This is a genomic window from Modestobacter sp. VKM Ac-2977, from assembly GCF_026968045.1.
Classification (GTDB): domain Bacteria; phylum Actinomycetota; class Actinomycetes; order Mycobacteriales; family Geodermatophilaceae; genus Modestobacter.
Genome location: NZ_JAPVBQ010000001.1, coordinates 815,467 through 836,771 on the forward strand (window position 1 = coordinate 815,467; position 21,305 = coordinate 836,771).

General features: G+C 74.4%; 22 protein-coding genes. 9 read left to right on the top strand and 13 right to left on the bottom strand.

All coding sequences use genetic code 11. The features are described 5' to 3' along the window. Window positions 1-100 precede the first annotated feature (100 nt). The 5 genes from O2V63_RS03980 to O2V63_RS04000 form a co-directional block, all read right to left on the bottom strand. A complete protein-coding gene (locus tag O2V63_RS03980; protein WP_269166269.1) occupies window positions 101-1,546 on the bottom strand; it encodes a sensor histidine kinase in 1,446 nt (481 codons plus the stop codon). Further along, window positions 1,543-1,929, bottom strand: coding sequence for a response regulator transcription factor (locus O2V63_RS03985; RefSeq protein WP_269166270.1), 387 nt, complete (start codon window positions 1,927-1,929; stop codon window positions 1,543-1,545). Before O2V63_RS03985 ends, O2V63_RS03980 begins: the two co-directional genes overlap by 4 nt. Before the next feature lie 200 nt (window positions 1,930-2,129). Beyond that, entirely contained in the window at window positions 2,130-2,807 is a 678-nt protein-coding gene (locus O2V63_RS03990) for a DUF3618 domain-containing protein (protein ID WP_269166271.1), read from the bottom strand. A 35-nt stretch (window positions 2,808-2,842) separates the two neighbouring features. Next, window positions 2,843-3,499: a phage holin family protein gene (locus O2V63_RS03995; RefSeq protein WP_269166272.1), complete on the bottom strand. Its 657-nt coding sequence runs from the start codon at window positions 3,497-3,499 to the stop codon at window positions 2,843-2,845. Continuing rightward, entirely contained in the window at window positions 3,496-4,284 is a 789-nt protein-coding gene (locus O2V63_RS04000; protein WP_269166273.1) for a hypothetical protein, read from the bottom strand. Before O2V63_RS04000 ends, O2V63_RS03995 begins: the two co-directional genes overlap by 4 nt. Before the next feature lie 365 nt (window positions 4,285-4,649). On the opposite strand from O2V63_RS04000, the gene O2V63_RS04005 reads away from it, so the two are divergent. The 3 genes from O2V63_RS04005 to O2V63_RS04015 all read left to right on the top strand — a co-directional run bounded on the left by O2V63_RS04005 (window position 4,650) and on the right by O2V63_RS04015 (window position 6,860). Next, on the top strand, window positions 4,650-5,513 hold the full coding sequence (locus O2V63_RS04005; RefSeq protein ID WP_269166274.1) for a siderophore-interacting protein: 864 nt from the start codon (window positions 4,650-4,652) through the stop codon (window positions 5,511-5,513). A gap of 79 nt (window positions 5,514-5,592) precedes the next feature. Further along, window positions 5,593-6,039, top strand: coding sequence for a nitroreductase family deazaflavin-dependent oxidoreductase (locus O2V63_RS04010; protein ID WP_269166275.1), 447 nt, complete (start codon window positions 5,593-5,595; stop codon window positions 6,037-6,039). Beyond that, window positions 5,943-6,860: an SDR family NAD(P)-dependent oxidoreductase gene (locus O2V63_RS04015; protein WP_269166276.1), complete on the top strand. Its 918-nt coding sequence runs from the start codon at window positions 5,943-5,945 to the stop codon at window positions 6,858-6,860. The genes O2V63_RS04010 and O2V63_RS04015 overlap by 97 nt, the downstream gene beginning before the upstream one ends. Before the next feature lies 1 nt (window position 6,861). Here the strand turns inward: O2V63_RS04015 and O2V63_RS04020 are convergent, their stop codons facing one another. The 5 genes from O2V63_RS04020 to O2V63_RS04040 form a co-directional block, all read right to left on the bottom strand. After that, window positions 6,862-8,418, bottom strand: coding sequence for an FUSC family protein (locus O2V63_RS04020; RefSeq protein ID WP_269166277.1), 1,557 nt, complete (start codon window positions 8,416-8,418; stop codon window positions 6,862-6,864). Between the two features lie 86 nt (window positions 8,419-8,504). After that, window positions 8,505-9,476, bottom strand: a complete 972-nt coding sequence (locus O2V63_RS04025) for an aldo/keto reductase (RefSeq protein ID WP_269166278.1) — start codon at window positions 9,474-9,476, stop codon at window positions 8,505-8,507. Between the two features lie 50 nt (window positions 9,477-9,526). Then, complete coding sequence (locus O2V63_RS04030; RefSeq protein WP_269166279.1) at window positions 9,527-10,579, bottom strand: winged helix DNA-binding domain-containing protein; 1,053 nt, start codon at window positions 10,577-10,579, stop codon at window positions 9,527-9,529. A gap of 35 nt (window positions 10,580-10,614) precedes the next feature. Beyond that, entirely contained in the window at window positions 10,615-11,154 is a 540-nt protein-coding gene (locus O2V63_RS04035; RefSeq protein ID WP_269166280.1) for a GNAT family N-acetyltransferase, read from the bottom strand. Between the two features lie 235 nt (window positions 11,155-11,389). Continuing rightward, window positions 11,390-12,025, bottom strand: coding sequence for a phosphoribosyltransferase (locus O2V63_RS04040; protein WP_269166281.1), 636 nt, complete (start codon window positions 12,023-12,025; stop codon window positions 11,390-11,392). 169 nt (window positions 12,026-12,194) lie between these two features. On the opposite strand from O2V63_RS04040, the gene O2V63_RS04045 reads away from it, so the two are divergent. Together O2V63_RS04045 and O2V63_RS04050 are read left to right on the top strand one after the other, a co-directional pair. Continuing rightward, on the top strand, window positions 12,195-12,428 hold the full coding sequence (locus O2V63_RS04045; RefSeq protein ID WP_269166282.1) for a hypothetical protein: 234 nt from the start codon (window positions 12,195-12,197) through the stop codon (window positions 12,426-12,428). Window positions 12,429-12,513: 85 nt separating this feature from the next. After that, window positions 12,514-14,133 carry an ABC-F family ATP-binding cassette domain-containing protein gene (locus tag O2V63_RS04050; protein ID WP_269166283.1) on the top strand — a complete coding sequence of 540 codons (1,620 nt, stop codon included), beginning with the start codon at window positions 12,514-12,516 and terminating at the stop codon, window positions 14,131-14,133. Between the two features lie 231 nt (window positions 14,134-14,364). Here the strand turns inward: O2V63_RS04050 and O2V63_RS04055 are convergent, their stop codons facing one another. Beyond that, on the bottom strand, window positions 14,365-15,582 hold the full coding sequence (locus O2V63_RS04055; RefSeq protein WP_269166284.1) for an MFS transporter: 1,218 nt from the start codon (window positions 15,580-15,582) through the stop codon (window positions 14,365-14,367). 172 nt (window positions 15,583-15,754) lie between these two features. Then, entirely contained in the window at window positions 15,755-16,936 is a 1,182-nt protein-coding gene (locus O2V63_RS04060; protein ID WP_269166285.1) for a zinc-dependent alcohol dehydrogenase, read from the bottom strand. 276 nt (window positions 16,937-17,212) lie between these two features. On the opposite strand from O2V63_RS04060, the gene O2V63_RS04065 reads away from it, so the two are divergent. From O2V63_RS04065 to O2V63_RS04080, 4 genes are all read left to right on the top strand, one after another. After that, window positions 17,213-18,295, top strand: a complete 1,083-nt coding sequence (locus O2V63_RS04065; RefSeq protein WP_269166286.1) for a M23 family metallopeptidase — start codon at window positions 17,213-17,215, stop codon at window positions 18,293-18,295. Window positions 18,296-18,422: 127 nt separating this feature from the next. Next, window positions 18,423-19,346, top strand: coding sequence for a cation diffusion facilitator family transporter (locus tag O2V63_RS04070; protein ID WP_269166287.1), 924 nt, complete (start codon window positions 18,423-18,425; stop codon window positions 19,344-19,346). Window positions 19,347-19,377: 31 nt separating this feature from the next. Then, complete coding sequence (locus tag O2V63_RS04075) at window positions 19,378-19,896, top strand: metallophosphoesterase family protein (RefSeq protein ID WP_269166288.1); 519 nt, start codon at window positions 19,378-19,380, stop codon at window positions 19,894-19,896. A gap of 32 nt (window positions 19,897-19,928) precedes the next feature. Continuing rightward, window positions 19,929-20,741, top strand: a complete 813-nt coding sequence (locus tag O2V63_RS04080; RefSeq protein ID WP_442929002.1) for a putative RNA methyltransferase — start codon at window positions 19,929-19,931, stop codon at window positions 20,739-20,741. 18 nt (window positions 20,742-20,759) lie between these two features. Here the strand turns inward: O2V63_RS04080 and O2V63_RS04085 are convergent, their stop codons facing one another. Continuing rightward, on the bottom strand, window positions 20,760-21,035 hold the full coding sequence (locus O2V63_RS04085) for a GlsB/YeaQ/YmgE family stress response membrane protein (protein WP_269166290.1): 276 nt from the start codon (window positions 21,033-21,035) through the stop codon (window positions 20,760-20,762). Window positions 21,036-21,305: the final 270 nt, after the last annotated feature.

Here is a 21,305-nt window from a genome sequence, read left to right on the forward strand (position 1 = left end):
GTCGGCGGGTGCTCCCGGCGACAGACACGACTCTGGAGGGCCATCCGCAGGGCTCCCACCAGCGATCCGCAAGAGAACCGCAAGATGCGGCGGGGGTCCCTCAGGCCGGGAGGGGCAGCGCGAGGGCGAACGTCGTCCCGCGTCCTTCGGCGCTCACCACGTCCAGGGTGCCGCCGTGCGCGGTGGTGATCGCCTTGGTGATGGTCAGGCCCAGCCCCACTCCCGGGACGGCGTTGCGCCGGGCGGTCGAGGCGCGGAAGAAGCTGGTGAACAGCCTCCCCTGTTCACTGTTCGGGATGCCGACGCCGGTGTCGCTGACCGACAGCAGCGCCACCGGCGTCGCGCCGGCAGTGGGGACGTCGACGAGCGCACCGTCCGCGTTCCGCCAGGCCGTCTGCAGCCGCAGGGCGACCCGGCCGCCGGCGGGGGTGAACTTGACGGCGTTGGACACCAGGTTGTCGCAGGCCTGCCCCAGGCGGAGCGCGTCACCGGAGACGACCAGCCCGCCGTCCGGGACGTCGACGGACATCGCCACCCCGCGCGCCGTGGCGGTGACCCGGGCGGTCTCCTCGGCGGACCGGACGATGCCGGCCAGGTCGACCTGCGCGGGCTGCAGCGTGAACCGGCCCGCGTCGACCTGGGCGGTGAACAGCAGGTCGCCGACCAGCCGCAGCAGGCGCTGCGCGTTGCGTTCGACGGTGCCCAGGTACTGCCGCTGTTCCCCGGTCAGCGGCTGCTCCGGATCGTCCAGGACGAGTTCCAGGTACCCCAGGATCGAGCTGAGCGGGGTGCGCAGCTCGTGGGAGATCAGGCTGACGAACTGGTCCTTGAGCCGTTCGGTGGCGCGCACCTCGGTCATGTCGGTGCCGACGAAGTTCCAGCCGGTCTGCTCGCCGTCGTCGTCGGTGCGCGGGGTGATCGCCACCGACACGGTGAGCCGCCGTCCGTCGGCGGTCAGGTAGGTCCAGTCCCGGACGTCGCTGCCCTGCTCCCGGGCCACGCGCACCAGGGTGGCGAACGGGGTGCCGCCCCCGGCGTCCGGCTCCTCGGCGTCCAGTTCCTCCGTGTCCAGCTCCTCGGGGGCATGGAAGTCGATGATCGACCGGGTGCGGACGACGTCGGCCCGGGGGAGCCCGAGCATCCGTTCGGCCCCGGGGTTCCACACCCGGACGAGACCGTCCCGGTCGGTGCCGATGATCGACTGCTCGGTGACCGCGTCGATGACGCTCGTCATGGTCTCCGCTCGCGCGCGCAGCATCCGGGTGGCGACCTCCAGCTCGTCCGCGGTCGTCTGACGCTGCGAGAAGAGGTCCAGGCGCTGGGCCTCCAGGACCCGGGCGGCGGTCTGCTGCCGGTGCAGTCGCCACGTCAGGTCGGCGACGGCGAGCAGCACGACGGAGCCGGCCAGCAGGACCAGGGGGAGGGCGGGACGGACGACGAGCACCAGGACGCCGGCTGCGCCCACGGCGGCGGCTCCCAGCCCGGCCACGCCGGTGCGGTGCGCCGGCCCGGAGGAGCGGGCGACGGGATCGGCGATCGCGGTCACCCGGGGTGCTCCGCGGTCAGCAGCTGGATCTGCCGGACCAGGCCGGCGACGGTGAAGGGCTTGGGCAGGTAGGCGTCCGCACCTGTGGCCAGACCGCGGGCCACGTCGTCGGGGGAGGCGCCGGCCGACAGCAGCAGTACGCGGCAGTCGTCGGTGGCGGGGTCGGCGCGCAGTGCCAGGCAGACCTCCAGGCCGGTCGCCTCCGGCATGGAGACGTCGAGCACGAGAAGGTCGGGGCGCTCGGCGCGTGCCACGGTGAGGGCCTGGGCGCCGTCGGCCACCGCGGCCACGACGGTGCAGCCGGCCTTGCCGACCGCGAGGGCGACGAGGTGCCGGATGTCCTCCTCGTCGTCGGCCACCAGCACGCGTGCGGGTGCGTCCACCGCGGTCGCTCCGTCCTCTCGGCCGGCTCCGCCCCGAGCCGGGGACGCAGTCCGTCCTGTCGGGGAACGGCGCACGCCGGGCCGGGCTGGAGTTCCCCGGTGGGGGTGCTCACCCGATCAGGGGGCGCCCTCACCGGGCCCGAGACGCACGACGGGCCCCGGTGCAGCTGCACCGGGGCCCGTCGGGGAGTTGCCGTGGATCAGGAGGAGGACTTCTCCTGGACCTTCTGCTTGGAGTCCTGGGCCTGGCCCTTGACGTCCTTCGCGGCGTGCTGGCCCTCGTCCTTGACCTCCTTGGCGCCCTCGGCAGCCGTGGAGAGGACCGAACCCGCAGCGCTCACAGCGGCCGGCTTCAGGTTGCCGCCGATCTCCTGGGCCACGTTCTTGGCCTGCTGCATCGCCTGCTCCTTGAGCGGCTCCGAGTGCTCCTTGAGCGCCGACTCGGCCTGCGAGGCGAGCTGCTTCTCCTTCTCGCTGGTCGGCATCAGGGAGGAGATCAGCCAGCCCGCACCGAAGGCGATGAGGCCCGCGGCGAGCGGGTTGCCCTGCGCCTGGCGCTGGAGGTTCTCGGGGGCCTGCTGGACGGTGTCCATGGCGCTGTGCGCGGCGTCCTGGACGTTGCCCGCAGCATTGTGGGCCGCACCCTGGGCCTGGCCCTGCGCCTGGGAGGCGCGGCCGCCGGCCTGGTCACGGGCGTCGTGTGCGGCACCGAAGACCTTGTCCTTCAGGCCGGACATGCCGCTCTTGGCCTTGCCCACGCGACGGTCGACGACCCGCGTGGGGTTGACCTTCTCGTTGAGGGCGTCCACGTCGTAGCTGAGGTTGGCGCGGGTGTCCTCGATCTGGCGCCGGATCTGATCCGGGTCACTGCTGGTCATGTCGTTCTCCTCTGCGGAGTAGCTGTGGGGGGAAGTCAGTGGGGCTTGACGGCGCCGGGGACCTGCTTGAGCGTGTCCACGGTCTGCTCGGGCTTGGGGTTCAGCGACTTGAAGCGGCTGAGGTCCACCTGGGTGACCCGCTTGGGGTCGACCTGCTTGAGCTTCTTCCGGCCCATCGCGGCCAGGACGGCCGCGGCGATGCCCCAGAGGACGGCGACGACGAGCGTGGCCCAGCCGAGGCTGTCGAACAGGTCGGCGAGAGCCCACATCAGGGCCAGGCTCAGGAACAGCACCAGCATGAAGCCGGCGAAGGCGGCGCCACCGAGCATCCCGGCGCCCTTGCCGGCCTTGGCCGCCTCTTCCTTGGCGATGCCGCTGGCCTTGTTCGCCTCTTCCTTGGCGATGACCGTGGCCTCGGTCGCCTCCTGGCGGAGCTCCGCCTTGGCGAGCTCGAGCTCCTGGCGCATCAGCGTCGACAGGTCCCTGCTCACCTCGCCGAGCAGCGTGCCGACCGAGACGTCCTCGACCTCGGGGTGACCCTCGTCGGTCATCGGCTGCGCCGTGTTGCCGACGTGCTGGGCCTCGTAGTCACCGGGGACGGGCGGGGCCGCGTAACCGGTGGCCCCGCTCTGTGCGTACCCGGTGCCGGGCTGGCCGTACGGCTGCGCGCCCGGAGCGGTCGGCTGGCTCATCGCCGACCCTCGCCGGGGGTGCGGGCCGGGTCGTCCCAGCCGGCTGCGGTGGTCGGGGGCACTGCAGCGCCCTCCGGGGGGACCGTGCCGTACGGCGGCGGCGGGACCGTACCGGTGGTGCCGGTGGTCGCGTAACCGGCGGCCGGGGTGCCGGCGACGTAGTTGGTGCCAGCCGCCTCGGTCGCGTAGGTGTCCGGGGAGCCGGAGCCGACCCGCTGCTGCTGGCCGCCGTTGCCCGAGGAGCTCTCGCTCTTGTGGGACGCGACGACGCCGGTGGTCAGCCGACCCGCGAGGACGCCGGCCAGGGCCGCGCCGAGCATGAAGGCGCCCGGCTTGCGGCGGGCGAAGCTGCGCACCTCGGCGACGAGGTCGCCGGGCTCCCGGTCCTGCAGCCAGCCGGCCAGCTCCTCGACCTTGTCCCCGGCCTGGCGGACGAGGTCGGCGGCCGGGCCGGACGGGGTCTGGTCACTGCCGTCGACCATGATGCGCAGCTGCTGCGCGATGTCGCTCAGGCCCTGGCCGGCCTTCTGCGTGCCGCCGCGGACCTGGTCCTGGAGCTGCGAGACGCCCTGCTGCACGAGGTCCTGTGCCTGCTGCTTGGTCTCCTGAGCGACCTGCTTGGCCTGCTCCGACGCGGTGCCGGCGACGTCGCTGCCGGCCTGCTGGGCGGTCTTGCCCACGTCGCGTGCCTGGTCCTTGGCGACGTCGGACTTCTTGGGCGCGCCGGAAGCGTCTGATGCGCCGCTGGTGCCGGACTGCCTCGGTGTGTCGATGGAGTGGGTCATCGTTCCTCCTCGTCCTGCATGGGCTGTTCGTGGTCTGTCGTCGATGCCTGGGCATCCGTGCCCGTCGACCACGCCCGCTCCAGCGCACGGTCCATCACCGGCCCACGGGGTCGGGTGGTCGTGCGGAGTGGCGGGGCGGCGTGTGAGCACTCGCGTGCCCTGGTCGAAAACGCTCGGTGGGTCCCACCGTGGCCTCGGTGGGGCGCCGTTCCGCTGGACACCTGATACCCCTGCGAGGGAGGCGCACAAACGGGCATTTCCGTATTTCGCCGATCTTGCGAACAGGGGTCGGAGCTGCGGTCGTGGCGCCGCGTAGGGTGCCGACCGGAGGCAAGGCAAGCCTTCCCTGACCAGAGGAGGCCGTGGTGACCAGTGCGACGAGGAACGAGCGGGTCCGCCGTCCCCGGGTGGCCCGGGTGGGCGAGGTGCTGCGCACCTCGCGCCTGACCCCGCACATGATCCGGGTGGTCCTGGGCGGCGAGGGCCTGGCCGGCTTCCCGGCCGGTGAGTACACCGACCACTACGTGAAGCTGCTCTTCCCACCGGCCGGTGCGCCCTACGGCGTCCCCTTCGACCCGGATCGGGTGCGCGCCGAGCTGCCCGCCGAGGTCTGGCCGGTCACCCGCACGTACACGGTGCGCTCCTGGGACCCGGCCGCCGGCGAGCTGACGATCGACTTCGTGCACCACGGCGACACCGGCCTGGCCGGGCCGTGGGCGGCGAACGCGCAGCCCGGCGACCGGATCCAGCTGCTCGGTCCCGGTGGCGCCTACACCCCGAGCCCGGACGCCGACTGGCACCTGCTGGTGGGGGACGAGAGCGCACTGCCGGCGATCGCTGCCGCCCTGCCCCGGCTGCCGGCAGGCGTGCCGGCGTTCGTCTTCCTGGAGGTCGCCGGGCCCGCGGAGCAGCAGGCGGACCTGGCGCTCGGCGACGGGGTCACCGTCGTGTGGGTGCACCGCGAGGGCAGGGCACCGGGGGAGGCCCTGGTGACCGCGGTCAAGGCGGTCCAGCTGCCGGCCGGTACCGGCCACGTCTTCGTGCACGGTGAGGCGGGCCTGGTCAAGGAGCTCCGGCTGCACCTGCGCACCGAACGCGGCCTCGACCCGGCGTTCACCTCCATCTCCGGCTACTGGCGGCAGGGCCGCACCGAGGACCGCTGGCAGGCCGAGAAGCCGGAGTGGAACGCCGAGGTCGAGGCGGCCGAGCAGGCGCTCGCCGCCGGCTGAGCGGTCCTCCCGTTCAGCCGAGGTCGTCGGTGTCGGAGGCGTCGCACTGCGCCGGGTCCCCGGGACCTAGGGTCGGGTCATGCCCGTCGAAGGTGAGTACGAGCCGAGTCCGGAGAAGTGGGTCCGCGACCAGGTGGAGGTGTACGAGCGCACCGGCGGCAGGGAGGGCAACACCCTGCCCGGCCGCACCGAGCCGGTCGTCGTCTTCACCACCCGCGGCGCCAAGAGCGGCAAGGTCCGCAAGAACCCGCTGATGAAGGTCGAGCACGACGGCGTCTACGCGATGGTCGCCTCGCAGGGCGGCGCGCCGAAGCACCCGACCTGGTACTTCAACCTCAAGACCCACCCCGACGAGGTCACCGTCCAGGACGGCGAGCGCGTCTGGGACGGGGTGGCGCGTGAGATCGACGGCGACGAGTACGCCCAGTGGTGGGAGCGCGCAGTCGCCGCCTTCCCCGACTACGCGGACTACCAGCGCAAGACGGATCGGAAGATCCCGCTCGTCCTGGTCGAGCCGAAGAACTGAGCGGCGACGGGCCGGTCGTCGTCGTCACCGGTGCCAGCGACGGCATCGGTGCGGCGGCGGTCCGCCGGCTGCACCGCAGCGGCGCCCGGGTCGTGGTGGTCGGCCGGTCGCCGGAGAAGACCGCTGCGGTCGCCGCCGAGCTGGGCGGCGTCCGGTCGGCCACCGTCGACCTCGCCCGGCTGGACGACGTCCGGCGGCTGGCTGCGGAGCTGGCCGAGCTGCCGCGGATCGACGTGCTCGCGCACAACGCCGGCGCGTCGTTCGCCCGGCGGGAGCTGACCGTCGACGGGCACGAGCGCACCACCCAGGTCGACCACCTCGCCCCCTACCTGCTCACCCGGCTGCTCGAGGAGCAGTTGCGGGCTTCGCGGGCGCGGGTGGTGACGACCTCGTCGTTCATGCACTGGGTGGGCGGGGCCCGGCGCGGTCACCTGCTCGACAGCGCCGGCCCCCATCTCGCCACCCGTGCCTACGCGCGGGCCAAGTGGTGCAACGTGCTGTTCACCCGGGAGCTGGCCCGACGATGGGCGCCGCAGGTCACCGCCACGTGCTTCGACCCCGGGGCGGTCGCCTCGTCCTTCGGCGCGGTCTCGGGCGGGATCACCGGCCTCGCGTTCCGCACGCCGCTGACCGCGTTCATGCGCACCCCGGCCCAGGGCGCGGACACCCTGGTCTGGCTGGCCACCGCGGACGGCGGCTGGCGCAACGGCGGACACCACGCGGACCGGTCGCCGACCTGGACCGCACCCTCGGCCCGGGACGACGTCCGGGCCCGTGAGCTGTGGGAGCTGTCGGCCCGGCTGGTCGGCCTCCCGGCCTGAGTCAGCCCGCCAGCTCGGCGTCGATCCGGGCGGAGACGGCGGCAGCCAGGGCGGCGTCGCCCCGGGCACGGGCACCCAGCAGGGCCCAGCTCAGGTCACCCACCTGGCGGGAGCGGCGCCCCCAGGCATCCGCGCCAGGTGCGGAGAACAGCTCGGCCCGGGCGGCGGTGGCCACCTCGTCGAGCGTGACGAGCGCGTCCTCCAGCCGGCGGTCGGCCGGGGACCGGGCCGGGGCGTGCGCGGCCGCCACGGCGCACGCCGTCGTGGCGGTGACGGCGGCCGGCAACCGGCGGCTGCCGGCCCGGGCGAACAGGAACAGCCCGGCCAGCAGGGCGACGGCCATGCCGACGAGGTTCTCCTCGATCCGGGCGACGATCAGCGCGGTGCCGGGGCGGTCCGGTGCGCCCAGGTGCACCAGCAGCAGGACCAGCGGGGTCAGGCAGGCGACGGAGATGACGTACTGGTGGGCGATGGTCAGCTCGACGGCCACCAGCAGCACGGCCACCAGCAGCACGGTCACCGCGGTCGGGGGCTGCAGGGCGAACGCCGCCCCGGCGACCAGGGTGCCCAGCAGGGTGCCGGTCACCCGGTGGAAGGCGCGGGCCCGGGTGTGCCGCGCGTCGACGCCCAGCAGCACGGCGACGGCCGAGCTGGCCGCCCAGTAGGGGCTGGGCAGGTCCACCGCGACCGCCACCAACCCGGCGACGGAGACCCCGATGCCGATCCGGGCAGCGGTCGACGTCCACAGCGGGGTGCGCCGCTGCCGGATCGCCGACGGGTCGGGTGCCGGTACGGCGGAGGCGCCGGTCGGGTCGACCGGGGGGAGGGCTCGGGCGAACCGGTCCTCGATCTCCTGGACCTCGGTCACCAGTGAGGGGCGCCGGCGGCTGCCCATCGCGACCGCGGCCACCGCGCCCCGGACCGCGCGGGCGACGGCACCCGGACGGGTCGGGCCCAGCGCACCGCCCTCGGCTGCGGTGACCGCGGCCGACGCCGCCTGCACGGCCCGCCGTTCCGGGCCGGCCGGGTCCCACCACCAGGGGAGCATGACGACGACCCAGCTCAGTGCGGCAGCCGCGGCAGCCGCCGCAACGTGCTGGGCGACCACGTCCGGGGCGGAGGCGAGGGCGCTGGCGCTGCCGGCGACCAGCACGGGCGGGAGCGCCCCGGGCGGCCCGATCCGCCAGATCGCCGTCCCGGCGGCGGCCGCCGCGGCGATGCCGCCGAGCACCAGCACCAGCAGCACGGGGCGGTTCCCGGTGAAGCCGCCCAGGGCGATGGAGCAGACGATCACCACCGCGGTCCCGGCCGAGATCCAGGCGCGCCGGCGGTAGGGCAGGGAGTGCCCGTAGACGGCGGAGAAGCCACCGGCGAGTGCGCCCACCGATGCCGCACCCGGGGAGCCGAGCGCGAGCCCGATGGTGAGCGGGACGACGAGGCAGAAGGCGGCCGACAGGGCCCGGACCCGGTGCAGCGACCAGAGGGTCGCGAGTGGGGGGAGCCGGGGACCCAACAGGTGCGGGGCGACCCGGCGCACGGAGGAGGGGGTGCCGGCCACGGACTCCACTGTGGCCGACACCGGGCTCCGTGTCGTGGACCCGGGTCACCCCGCGGCGGGCGAGCTGGGTCACCCGCTCCCCGTGCTCAGGAGAAGCCGACCACCGCGTGCGGGGTGTAGGGCTCCTCGAGCCGGGCGATCTCCTCTGCCGACAGTCGCAGCTCCACCGCCGCGACCGCGTCGTCCAGGTGCCGGTCCTTGGTGACACCGACGATCGGCGCGGTCACCACCGGCTTGCTGAGCACCCAGGCCAGCGCCACCTGTGCCCGCGGTACGCCACGGGCCTCGGCGACCTCGGCCACCCGCTCGACGATCACCCGGTCCTCGTCGTTGTACAGCCTGCTGCCGAACTCGTCGGTCTCCGACCGGTTGGTCTGGGAGTCCCAGTCGCGGGTCAGCCGGCCACGGGCCAGCGGGCTCCACGGGATCACCCCGATGCCCTCGTCGGCGCAGAGCGGCAGCATCTCCCGCTCCTCTTCCCGGTTGAGCAGGTTGTAGTGGTCCTGCATGGAGACGAAGCGGTGCCAGCCGCGCTCGCCGGCCACGTGCAGGGCCTTGCTGAACTGCCAGGCCCACATGCTCGACGCGCCCAGGTAGCGCACCTTGCCCGACCGCACCGCGGAGTCCAGGGCCTCCAGCGTCTCCTCGATCGGCGTGGCCGGGTCCCAGCGGTGGATCTGGTACAGGTCCACGTAGTCGGTGCCCAGCCGCCTGAGGCTGGCGTCGAGCTCGGTCAGGATCGCCTTGCGGGACAGCCCCGCGCCGTTCGGCCCCGGCCGCATCCGGCCGTGCACCTTCGTGGCCAGGACGACGTCCTCCCGGTCGGCGAAGTCGCGGATCGCGCGGCCGGTGATCTCCTCGCTGGAGCCGGCCGAGTAGACGTTCGCGGTGTCGAAGAAGGTGATCCCGGCGGCCAGCGCCTTCTCGATGACCGCCCGGCTCTCCTCCTCGGGCAGGCTCCACGGATGACCGCCGCGGGCGGGGTCGCCGAAGCTCATCATCCCGAGACAGAGGCGGGACACCTGCAGGCCGGTGCTGCCCAGACGCGTGTACTCCATGGCCCGTCCCTTCCCCCGGCGCCGCCCTGCCCAACCTCCGGCCGACGCGCTCAGGGCAGGGCGGTGTACCGCGCCTGCACGGCGGCCAGCACCTCCGCGGGCAGATCGGTGAACGGCTCGAGCTCGATGGGCCGGCCCGTGCCCCGCCCCGCTCGCCAGACCGCGACGACCTGCCCGCCACTGACCACGGTGGCCCGGAACATGCCGTTGCCGCCGGGCACGATCCGGTCGGCGAACGCGGCCGGCACGGTGCAGCTGCGGTCGGCGTAGCCGAGCACCAGTTCGTCGAAGCCGGGCAGCAGGTGCGCGCCGTCGGCCTCGGCCCGGGCGGCGGCGAGGCGGGCGGGTGTGGCCGGGTCCATCCAGTGCTCGGTGCCGTCGACGACGAGGCGCTCCAGCTGCGGTGCGGCGATCGCCAGCCCGGCCTTGACGTCGCGGACGAGGACCCCGGCCCAGCGGACGAGGTCCTTCACGGTCGCCGGGCCGTGGGAGGAGAAGAACCGCAGGGTCAGCTCGCCGAGGGCCTCCGCACGCTCCAGCCGGCGGTGGGTGGGCACCCACTCGTCGAGCAGCACGAACTGCTGGTCACCGTCGGCGGTCGGGCCGAGCACGAGCGTGCCGGTCTGGGACAGGTACCAGAGCAGGTGGTAGCCGCGTTGACCGGTCGTGGGCACGCCGCCGGCCGAGATCGCAGCGAGCAGCTCGGCCCGGGACGACCGTCCACCGCCGCTGAGCGCATCGACGGCCAGCTCCCGTGCCCGCTCGATCTCGGCGTCGGTGATGCCCAGCGAGGCCCGTCTCGTGGACGCGCCGGCCAGTACCCGCGGGCCGAGCAGCTCCAGCATCCAGGGCAGGTCCTCGGCGGCCGTGAGGTGCAGCGTGCCGCGCATCGGCCAGGAACGGACCACCTCGCCGGCGTCCAGTGCGGCGGTGACCGCGGCCCGGGTGCCGCCGGCGGTGCGCAGCGCCACCGAGGTCAGCGCACCGGGCAGGTCCTGCCCCTGGACGGCGGTCGACCAGCGCACCGCCTCGGCCGGGGTCGCGCACCGGGGCCCGATCAGCCGCTGTGCCGCCATCCGGAGCCGGGCCAGGTCCGCCGTCATGCCGACACCCTGGCAGCCCGGGCCGACAGTCCTGGTCAGCGCGCCCGGTGCAGGTAGACCAGTCCCTCGGCATCGGGCTCGGTGGTCAGCGGCCCGAACCCGACCGCGTCCGCGGTCCGCAGGCTGGCGGTGTTGTCCGGCTCGACACCGAGCACGAACTGCTCGACGTCGGCGAGCGCGTCGGCCGTGACGAGGGCGCGGAGCGTCGCCGTCCCGTACCCGTGGCGCCAGCGGGCCGGGTCGACCACGTAGGCGGCGCCCATCGTGCGGCGCTCGTCGGTGGCGACCACCTGCTCGGTGGCCGGGTCCCACTGCGTCCAGCGGTCGTAGACGTCCCCGCCGATCAGCGCGACCGGGGCGCCGTCGGCGTCCAGCGCGACGAACGAGCGTGCTCGCAACACGGTCCGGCCGCGGAACTCCTCGCCCCGGGCGGCGGTGCGCAGGGCCAGCTCCCGTTCCGGCCAGCTGCGGCCGCCCAGGTGGCGCTGCACGTCGGGGTGGTCGAACCAGGGCAGCACGGGCGGGAGCAGTTCGGGCTCGAACGGCACCAACCGGAGCGTCTCGCAGACGGGCACGACCTCACCCTGCAACAGCCGCCCGGCCGCGTCATCCGGAGGCGACGACCGCGGTCCCGCCCGGCGGGACGCCGTCCTCGTCGGCCGACGTCGTACCGTGCCCCCATGATGGGGATGGGCAATCTCAGCCCGGACGGACGCCGCCGACAGCGGCTGATCGCCGGGATCATCGTGGCGGCGATGCTGCTGGCCGCCGGAGCGGTGCTGTTCAGCGGCGCCTTCTGACCTCCGGGGCTCACCGGCCGCGCAGCAGGTCGAGCACCTCGTCGTCCTCGGTGGCGCGGAAGTCGGCGTAGGCCTGGCCGACCGAGCGGAAGCCCGGCGGGCTGCTGAGCACGACCAGCTCGTCGGTCGCCGCGGCCAGGGCCGGCACGGCGTCCGGGGAGCAGACCGGGACGGCGAGCACCACCCGCACGGCGCCCTGGGCCCGGGCGACGGCGCAGGCGGCGCGGGCGGTCGAGCCGGTGGCGATGCCGTCGTCCACCAGCACGACGGTGCGGCCGGCCAACGGCACCCGCGGGCGCACCTCGCGGAAGAGCCGCACCCGCCGGTCGACCGCCGCCTGCTGCTCGTCCCGGACGCGGGTGAGGTCGGCGTCGACCACGTCCGCCACCCGGAGCACCCGCTCCTCGAGCACCACCACGCCGCCCTCGCCGACCGCGCCCATGGCGAGCTCGGGCTGGCCGGGCACCCCGAGCTTGCGCACGACGAGCACGTCCAGCGGTGCGGCGAGCGCGGCGGCGACCGGGGCGGCCACCGGCACCCCGCCCCGCGGCAGGCCGAGCACCACGGGCCCGGCCGCACGCACCTGGTCCAGCCGGCGGGCCAGCTGGGCGCCGGCATCGGCGCGGTCACGGAAGAACACGGCCACCTCCGGAGTGCGGTCCCTTGCACGATGCTGCCGCGTCCCTGCAGAACGCGGACCGGGTCCTAGGTCCCTGGTGGTCCCGCCCCTGGTGCGGACAGTCTGGTGCCGGAGCAGGACCCCGGGGGACGGGCCGGTCAGCGGCACGCGGGGCGCGAGCACCGGAGGGCCCACGATGCCGTTGGCCGCGCTGCACACCGTCAAGCCCGAGCCGTCCGTCGACCTGGCCGTCGACCTGGCCGTCGACCTGGCCGTCGACCGGCTGGCCGAGGAGCTCGGGCAGCGGCCGCAGGTGGTCCGGCCGGTGGTGCAGGAGTGCCGGCAGCAGCTCAGCGGCGCCCCCGCCGGGGCGTTGCCCGAGCTGGTCGAGCGGCTGGCCCGGCATCGCCTCCGGGCACCGGTGGACTGACCTCCGGGCACCGGTGGACTGACCTCCGGGCACCGGTGGACTGACCTCCGGGAACGCGGTGGCGCCGTCGGCGGATGATGGCGGCATGGGCTACGTCGACGTCACGGGGATCCGGTTCACCCTGCCGGACGGGCGGGTGCTCCTCGACGACGTCGCCTTCCGGGTCGGTGAGGGCGCCTGCGCTGCGCTGGTCGGGGAGAACGGCGCCGGCAAGACCACCATGCTGCGGATCATCAGCGGTGACCTGACGCCGGATGCCGGTTCGGTGGCGCTCATCGGCGGGCTGGGCATCATGCGCCAGTTCATCGGCTCGGTACGCGACGACACCACCGTCCAGCGGTTCCTCGTCGACCTCGCGCCGCCCGCCGTCCGGGAGGCCTGGCACGCCGTCGAGACCGCCGAGCTGCGGATGATGGAGGCCGACGACGAGCCGACCCAGATGGCCTACGCCAACGCGCTGGCGCACTGGGGCGATGTCGGCGGTTACGACGTCGAGGTCACCTGGGACACCGTCACGGTCGCCGCGCTGGGCGTGCCCTACGACGGCTGCAAGTACCGGGAGCTGAACACCCTGTCCGGCGGTGAGCAGAAGCGGCTGGCCCTGGAGTGCCTGCTCCGCGGGCCCGACCAGGTGCTCCTGCTCGACGAGCCGGACAACTACCTCGACGTCCCCGGCAAGCGGTGGCTGGAGGAGCGGCTGATCGAGAGCCGCAAGACGGTGCTGTTCGTCAGCCACGACCGGGAGCTGCTGGCCCGGGTCGCCGACCGGGTGGTCACCGTCGAGGGCGGGACGGCGTGGGTGCACGGCGGCAACTGGGCGAGCTACCCCGCGGCGCGCACCGCCCGGCACGAGCGGATGGCCGAGCTGCGCAAGCGCTGGGACGAGGAGCACGAGCGGCTGATCGACCTGGTCCGCACGCTGCAGCAGCAGGCGAAGAACTCCCCGGCCATGACGTCGACCTACCACGCCATGCAGACCCGGCTGGCCAAGTACGAGGCGGCCGGCGCACCGCCGGAGCCCCCGACGGAGCAGCACGTGACGATGCGGCTGCGGGGCGGCCGTACCGGCGTACGGGTGGTGATGGCCGAGCAGCTCGAGCTGTCCGGCCTGATGCGCCCCTTCGACGTGGAGGTCGAGTACGGCGACCGGGTCGCCGTCCTGGGCTCCAACGGGGCCGGCAAGTCGCACTTCCTGCGGCTGCTGGCCGGCCAGGACGTCGCGCACACCGGCGACTGGCGGCTCGGGGCGCGCGTCGTCCCCGGGTTCTTCGCCCAGACCCACGCCCACCCCGAGTGGCTGGACCGCACGCTGGTCGACCTGCTCTGGCACGGCGAGCCGGGGCGACCGGGCGTCGACCGCGGCCGGGCGATGGCCGCGTTGCGCCGGTACGGGCTGGCCCCCTCCGGGGACCAGCTGTTCCGCTCGCTGTCCGGCGGCCAGCAGGCCCGGTTCCAGGTCCTGCTCCTCGAGCTCTCCGGCGCCACGCTGCTGCTGCTCGACGAGCCGACCGACAACCTCGACGTGCTGTCGGCCGAGTCGCTGGAGGAGGCCCTGGACGCCTTCGACGGCACGGTGGTCGCGGTGACCCACGACCGCTGGTTCGCTCGCAGGTTCGACCGGTTCCTGCTGTTCGGTGCGGACGGGCACGTGCGCGAGGTGCCCGAGCCGGTGTTCGACGAGGGGCGGGTCCAGCGCGCCCGCTGACCTGTTCACGTTGCTGACGCCGATGTGCCGGACCAGCCCCTCCTGCTGGAGCGCCGCGAGGGCTTCCCTCGGCTCGGCCAGCGTGCGCTGCACCGGCTCGGCGAAACCGGGCAACCGCAGGTTCACCCCGTCCAGCACGTCGAGCCCAGGTGGTCGAGGTCGTCGTGCACCGCCTGCCGCAGCTCGTCGTCTTGGGCGGTGCGCGCCCGCGGGCAGCGGGCGTGCACACCGTCAGGCGGCGCGGACCGGGGCGGGGGTCCCCATCGGGGTCGCGGCCGTCATCCCGGCGGCAGCGTCGCGGGCCGTCTCGGCCCGCTGGCTGCGCAGTGCGATCACCGACAGACCCGCGCCCAGCAGCGCCAGCACCGCCCCCACCCACATCGGCGCGCGGTAGCCCCAGCCGGCGGTGAGGGTGGCCGCACCCAGGGCTGCGCCCAGGGCGTTGGCCGCGTTGAACGCGCCCTGGTTGGCCGCGGACACCAGGCTGCCGCCCTGGACCCGGGCCGCCTCGATGGCCCGGTTCTGCACCACCGGCCCGCCGGAGAAGGTGATCGCGCCGAAGAGCACGAGCAGGATGACGGCGGCGACCTGGTTCACCACCACGACGGTGAACACGGCGAGGAGCGCGGCGGTGACCAGCAGCCCGACGGTGACGAAGGCGAAGCCGTACCGGTCGCCCAGCCGGCCGCCGAGCAGGGTGCCGACGGTGGTGCCCAGCCCGAAGAGCGCGAGCACGATGGTGACGCGGCTCTCGGGCATCCCGGCGAGGTCGGTGAGGATCGGGCTCACGTAGCTGTAGACCGAGAACAGCGCGGCGAAGCCGATGGTGGTGACCCCGAGGGTGAGCCAGACCTGACGCCGGCGGAAGGCGCCCAGCTCCTGCCGGAGGTCGGTGGGCGCGGCGGCCACCCGTGGCAGCCAGGCGAGCAGCCCGGCGATGGTGAGCAGCCCGATCGCCGCGGTACCACCGAACACCAGCCGCCAGCTCAGCTGCTGGGCGACGAACGTGCCGATGGGGACGCCGATGACGTTGGCCAGGGTCAGGCCGACGAACATCAGGGAGATCGCCTGGGTGCCCTTCTCCTTGGCCACCAGCCTCCGAGCCGCTACGGCCCCCACACCGAAGAACGAGCCGTGCGCCAGCGCGGTGATCACCCGGGCGGCCATCAGCGTCTCGTAGGTCGGGGCGACTGCGGAGAGGGTGTTGCCGACGGTGAAGACCACCATCAGCCCGATGAGCGTCTGCCGCGGGGTGAACCGCACGCCCAGCGCGGTCAGCGTCGGCGCCCCGATGACGACCCCGAGGGCGTAGGCGCTGATCAGGATCCCGACCGCGGCGACCGAGACGGAGAAGTCGTCGGCCACCTGGGGGAGCATGCCCATGATCACGAACTCGGAGGTGCCGATGCCGAAGGCACCGATGGACAGGGCGAGCAGCGCGCGGGGCACGGCGGGGCTCCTCAGGAGTGGTACGGGGATGGCGGGGACGGTGCCCCGGTCCAGCCAAGAGCAGTGGCACCGGTTGCGCTGCCCCCGACGCACATGAGGCTGGTCACGTGGCCACGCGCGCCACGGGCCGCGCCGGGACATGAGTCCCGTGCGCGGCCCGTGGACGTGCAGGTCAGGGCTGCAGCAGCACCTTCACCGCGCCGTCCTGCTTCTGCCGGAAGGTCTCGTACGCCTGGGGCGCCTGCTCCAGCGGCACGCGGTGCGTGGCGAAGGAGTCGACGCCGAGCGGGTCGGCGTCGGTGAGCAGCGGCAGGATGTCCGGCACCCAGCGCCACACGTTGGCCTGGCCCATCCGCATCTCGATCTGCTTGTCGAACATCCGCATGAGCGGCATCGGGTCGGTCGCCCCGCCGTAGACGCCGGACAGCGAGATGGTGCCGCCGCGGCGCACCGACTCGATCGCGGTGTTGAGCGCGGCCATCCGGTCGATGCCGGCCACCGTCATGACCTTCTCCATGATGGCGTCGGGCACCAGGGCGCTGGCCTTCTGCGCGAACTTCGCGCCGGGGGAGCCGTGCGCCTCCATGCCGACGGCGTCGATGACGGCGTCCGGGCCGCGACCGTCGGTCTTGTCCCGTACCCAGGCGACGACGTCGGCCTGGTCGGTGGAGTCCAGGACGTCGATCCCGTTGGCGCGGGCCCGGGCCAGCCGCTCGGGCACGGTGTCGGACGCGAGCACCTGTGCCGCTCCCAGGTGCTTGGCGATCCGGGTGGCCATGTCGCCGATCGGGCCGAGACCCAGCACCAGCACCGACCCGCCGGGGACGACGCCGGCGTACTGCACGGCCTGCCAGGCGGTGGGCAGCACGTCGGAGAGGTAGACGAAGCGGTCGTCGGCCGGGCCCTCGGGCACCTTGATCGGCAGGGTGTTGCCGAAGGGCACCCGCAGGTACTCGGCCTGGCCGCCGGGCACCTGGCCGTAGAGCTTGGTGTAGCCGAACAGTGAGGCGCCGAAGCCCTGCTCCCTGTTCTGCGTGGTCTCGCACTGGCTCTGCAGCCCCTGGGCGCACATCCAGCAGGTGCCGCAGGAGATGTTGAACGGGACGACGACCCGGTCGCCGGCCTTCAGCTCGGTGACCGCGGGGCCGACCTCGCGGACGATCCCCATCGGCTCGTGGCCGAGCACGTCGCCGACGGTCATGAACGGCGCCATGACCTCGATCAGGTGGAGGTCCGAGCCGCAGATCCCGCTGGAGGTGACCTGCACGATCACGTCCGTGGGGTCCTTGATCTCCGGGTCCGGGACGGTGTCCACCCGGACGTCGTCCCGGCCGTGCCAGGTCACTGCGCGCATGGGGGGTGCTCCTCGGGTCTGGGGTGCTCCGGAGGGCCGCGACGGGTCAGCGGGCCGTTCACCGGGGCGTGACGTTCCTCGCCCCTACCCATCACGGCGCGTTCGATTCCTGACCCGCACGCAGTGATGACGTAACAGAGGGTGCCCGTTTGGCACTAAGTGTTGTGACGTCGACCACTTGACCGGGTGTGCATACCCGGCCGCCCACATCACGAACCGATCACGGCGTGTTTACATGGGCCCCGCCCGAATGGCCCCCGACGGAAAGACAGGTGCATGGACCCGCAACACCTCACCCGGCTCGACGACGAGGGGACGGTGCGCTCGACCGGCGCCGTCGGCGGGTCTGTCGCCGCCACCCCGCCGTCCGACCGCCCCGAGGTGCTCGCCTCCGTGCTGCCGTTCCGCCGGGCCGTCCGCCGTCCGCGCCGCCTCCTCGGTGCCGCCTCGACGCACACCGCGTCGGTCGCCTGCCACGTCCCGGCCGGCACCTCGCCGGTCACCCGGTCGGAGCAGTGGCCGCTCCCGGTCGAGGGGGCCGACCCGGTGCTCGTCGACTCCTGGCCGCTGGGCCCGGCGAGCACGCCGCTGCCGGCCGACGCCGCGCCGGCTGCCGAGGTCACGGCGAGCCCCCGCCGTCGGCTGACGGTCCCGGTCGGCCGCCCGGCGTTGTTCGTGGCCGCGGCGATCCTCGGGGTGGTCGGGCTCGGGCTCACCGCCGCCGGCTCGCCGCCCCCGGTCGCCCGCGCGGCGGCCGACGAGCCGGTCAGCGTCGCCGAGGAGCTGGGCATGGTCCAGGCGGACCAGCCCGCCCTCACCGGCGAGGAGGCCGCAGCCCGCCTGCAGGAGCTGGCTGCCACCCGCGCCCAGCGCGAGGACGCCGAGGCCGCCGCCGCCCAGGTGCAGGCCGAGGCGGACCGCGTCGCGGCCGAGGCGGCCGCCGCGGCCGCCGCGGAGGCGGCTCGGCCCAAGGCCGTGCTGCCCGTGCAGGGGCGGCTCACCAGCCAGTTCGGTTCGCGCTGGGGCACGCTGCACGCGGGCATCGACTTCGCGGCGCCGTTGGGCACCCCCGAGTACGCGGTGATGGACGGCGTCGTCCTCCGCGCCGGTGCGGCCAGTGGCTTCGGGCTGGCGGTCTACGTCCAGCACGCGAACGGCGACGTCTCGGTCTACGGCCACATGCAGGAGATCCTGGTCGAGGAGGGGCAGACCGTGCGGGCGGGCGACACCATCGCACTGCTGGGCAACGAGGGTCAGTCCACCGGGCCGCACCTGCACTTCGAGGTGCACGCCGGCGGCCTCGACGGGCCCCGGATCGACCCCCTCCCGTGGCTGCGCGAGCGCGGCGTCGCGATCTGATCGAGGACCCCTCGCCCCTCGCCACCCGCACGCTCGCGGCGGGCCCCTGCGAGGGGGCCGGCCTGGCGTTCCTGGATGACATGCGGCATCGTGCATGTCAGAACGCGGGGCGACGGAGGGGACGGCGATGGGTCACGACCACGGTGCGGGGCACGGCTCCGGCACCACGGCCGCCGGGCACCGCGGCCGGCTGGCCATCGTCCTGGCCCTCACCGGCTCCGTCTTCGTCCTGGAACTGGTCGGCGCGCTGATCTCGGGCTCGCTGGCCCTGCTCGCCGACGCCGCCCACATGGCCACCGACGCGCTGGGCATCGGCATGGCCCTCGGTGCGGTCACCCTCGCCCAGCGCCCCGCCCGCGGCCGGCGCACCTTCGGCTGGCAGCGCATGGAGGTCCTCGCCGCCGTCGGCAACGGCCTCCTCCTGCTCGTCGTCGGCGGGTACGTCGTGGTCGAGGCGGTCCGCCGGATCGGCGACCCGCCCGACATCGACTCCGGCTGGATGCTCGGCGTCGCCCTCGTCGGGCTGGCGGTCAACGTCGGCTCGCTGGCCCTGCTCCGCTCCGGCCAGCGCGAGTCGCTGAACACCCGCGGCGCCTACCTCGAGGTGCTCGGCGACGCGCTGGGCTCGGTCGCCGTCATCGTCGCCGGCGTCGTCATCCTGACGACCGGCTGGACCGGTGCCGACGTCGTCGCCTCCTTCGCAGTCGGCGCCCTGGTCCTGCCCCGCGCCTGGTCGCTGCTCCGCGAGGCGCTGGACGTGCTGCTGGAGGCGGCGCCGAAGGGGGTAGACCTGGAGCAGGTGCGCGACCACGTGCTCGGCGTGCCCGACGTCCTGGACGTGCACGACCTGCACGCCTGGACCATCACCTCGGGGCTGCCGGTGCTCTCCGCGCACGTCGTCGTCAGTGACGAGGCGCTGGCCGACGGGCACGGCGGCCGGGTGCTCGATGCGCTCTGCAGCTGTCTGGGCGACCACTTCGACCTGGAGCACTGCACCTTCCAGCTCGAGTCGCCCGGGCACCGGAACCACGAGGCCCCCGTCCACGACTGAGTGGTCCGGGGTGGGCTGGGACGATGGCCCCGTGTCCGTCTCCGTGGTGTTCACCGCCGACACCCACGTCCCCAAGCGGGCGCGGGACCTGCCCGATCCGCTGTGGCAGCAGATCGAGGCGGCCGACGTCGTGGTGCACGCCGGCGACTGGGTGGACGTCGCCCTGCTCGACGAGCTGGAGCGGCGGTCGCGTCGGCTGGTGGGCGTGTACGGCAACAACGACCACGGGGTGCTGCGGGACCGGCTCCCGGAGGTGGCCCGGGTGGAGCTCGACGGCGTCCGCGTCGCGGTGGTGCACGAGACCGGGGACGCCAAGGGTCGGGAGCAGCGGTGTGCGGCCGCCTTCCCGGACGTCGACGTCCTGGTGTTCGGGCACAGTCACATCCCCTGGGACACGACGGCGTCCACCGGGCTCCGGCTGCTCAACCCCGGGTCGCCCACCGACCGGCGCCGCCAGCCGTTCGCCACGTTCCTCACGGCCACCGCCGACGCCGGGCAGCTGCGGGACGTGGTGCTGCACCGGCTGCCCGTGCGACCGCCGCGCCGGTGAGCCCGCCCCCGCTCCCACCGGCCGCGGTCGCACTGCTCGCGTGCCCGGTCTGCGGCCAGCAGCTCGCCGCCGACCGGGCCGGTCTCCGGTGCACCGCCGGGCACGCCTTCGACCGGGCGCGGCAGGGCCACGTCACGCTCCTCCCACCGGGCGGCAGCCCGCACGAGGGTGACTCCGCGACGATGGTGGGGGACCGGGCGGACTTCCTGGCCGCCGACCACTACGCCGGCATCACCGCGGCCCTCGCCGACGCCGCCCTCGCCGGGCCGCCACCGCGGACGCTGCTCGACTCCGGCGGCGGCACCGGAGCGCACCTCGCCGGCGTGCTGGACCGGGCACCCGCCGCCGTCGGGGTGGTGCTCGACGCCTCCCGCTACGCCGCCCGCCGGGCCGCCCGCGCCCACCCCCGCGCGATGGCCGTGGTGGCCGACTCCTGGGCGCGCTGGCCGGTGCGCGACGGGTCGGTCGACCGGGTGCTCGTCGTGTTCGCCCCGCGCAACGGCGCGGAGACCGCGCGGGTGCTGACCCCGGACGGCCGGCTCGTCGTGGTCACCCCGGCCGCGGACCACCTGGCCGAGCTCGTCGACCCGCTGGGGCTGCTGCACGTCGACCCGGCCAAGGCCGACCGGCTGGCCGCCGCGCTCGAGCCGCACCTGCGCCCGGCCGGGACGGCGGGCCATCGATCGGTGCTGGAGCTGGACCACCTCGCGGTGCGCACGCTCGTCGGGATGGGCCCGCACGCCCGGCACCTCGCGCCGGGGGAGCTGGCCGCCCGGGTGGCCGGGCTGCCGGAGCCGGTCGCGGTCACGGTGGCGGTCGACGTCGGCAGTTGGACGCGCGGCTGAGCGCGAGGGGCGGCAGGGTCAGCGGGTGACGCGACGCTGCTTGCCCGTGGCGGCGACGTAGACGGCGAGCACGAGGATCGCGCCCAGGATCGACGCCCACCAGCCGCCGAGGTCGAACTGCAGCCCGTCGCCCTGGACGAGGTTGAACACGAGGTTGCCCACCACCGAGCCGATGAGGCCGAGCACGAGGGTGGCGATGAGGCCGAGGTCCTGCTTGCCCGGGACCACGGCACGGGCGATCAGACCGGCGACGAAGCCGATCAGGACGGTCAAGAGGATCCCACCGATGTCCACGGGCGCCTCCGGTGCACGACGGTCGAGCCGCCTCGCGCTGGTCCGTCCAGCGCAAGATCACCGGTTCCCACGCCCGGACGTGAGCAAACTCCCCGAGCCGCCGCATCGCCCGTCGGTCGTGCGCCCGGGCGCGCCCGACAGCCCTCCGTACCGCGCCCACCAGCACTTCCGCCGGCGCCGGACCGAGCCCCCGGGGGAGTGCGCCGGGACGCGCCGCACCGACTCCTGCTCCCGCCGCGTCGGCCGTGACGTGACGGTCTAAGCTCCGAC

Bases quoted from the DNA above. Each gene is read 5' to 3' on its own strand.
- O2V63_RS03990 (WP_269166271.1), bottom strand. From the start codon at position 2,807: ATGACCAGCAGTGACCCGGATCAGATCCGGCGCCAGATCGAGGACACC.
- O2V63_RS03995 (WP_269166272.1), bottom strand. From the start codon at position 3,499: ATGAGCCAGCCGACCGCTCCGGGCGCGCAGCCGTACGGCCAGCCCGGC.
- O2V63_RS04000 (WP_269166273.1), bottom strand. From the start codon at position 4,284: ATGACCCACTCCATCGACACACCGAGGCAGTCCGGCACCAGCGGCGCA.
- O2V63_RS04010 (WP_269166275.1), top strand. From the start codon at position 5,593: ATGCCCGTCGAAGGTGAGTACGAGCCGAGTCCGGAGAAGTGGGTCCGC.
- O2V63_RS04025 (WP_269166278.1), bottom strand. From the start codon at position 9,476: ATGGAGTACACGCGTCTGGGCAGCACCGGCCTGCAGGTGTCCCGCCTC.
- O2V63_RS04030 (WP_269166279.1), bottom strand. From the start codon at position 10,579: ATGACGGCGGACCTGGCCCGGCTCCGGATGGCGGCACAGCGGCTGATC.
- O2V63_RS04045 (WP_269166282.1), top strand. From the start codon at position 12,195: ATGCCGTTGGCCGCGCTGCACACCGTCAAGCCCGAGCCGTCCGTCGAC.
- O2V63_RS04050 (WP_269166283.1), top strand. From the start codon at position 12,514: ATGGGCTACGTCGACGTCACGGGGATCCGGTTCACCCTGCCGGACGGG.
- O2V63_RS04060 (WP_269166285.1), bottom strand. From the start codon at position 16,936: ATGCGCGCAGTGACCTGGCACGGCCGGGACGACGTCCGGGTGGACACC.
- O2V63_RS04065 (WP_269166286.1), top strand. From the start codon at position 17,213: ATGGACCCGCAACACCTCACCCGGCTCGACGACGAGGGGACGGTGCGC.
- O2V63_RS04070 (WP_269166287.1), top strand. From the start codon at position 18,423: ATGGGTCACGACCACGGTGCGGGGCACGGCTCCGGCACCACGGCCGCC.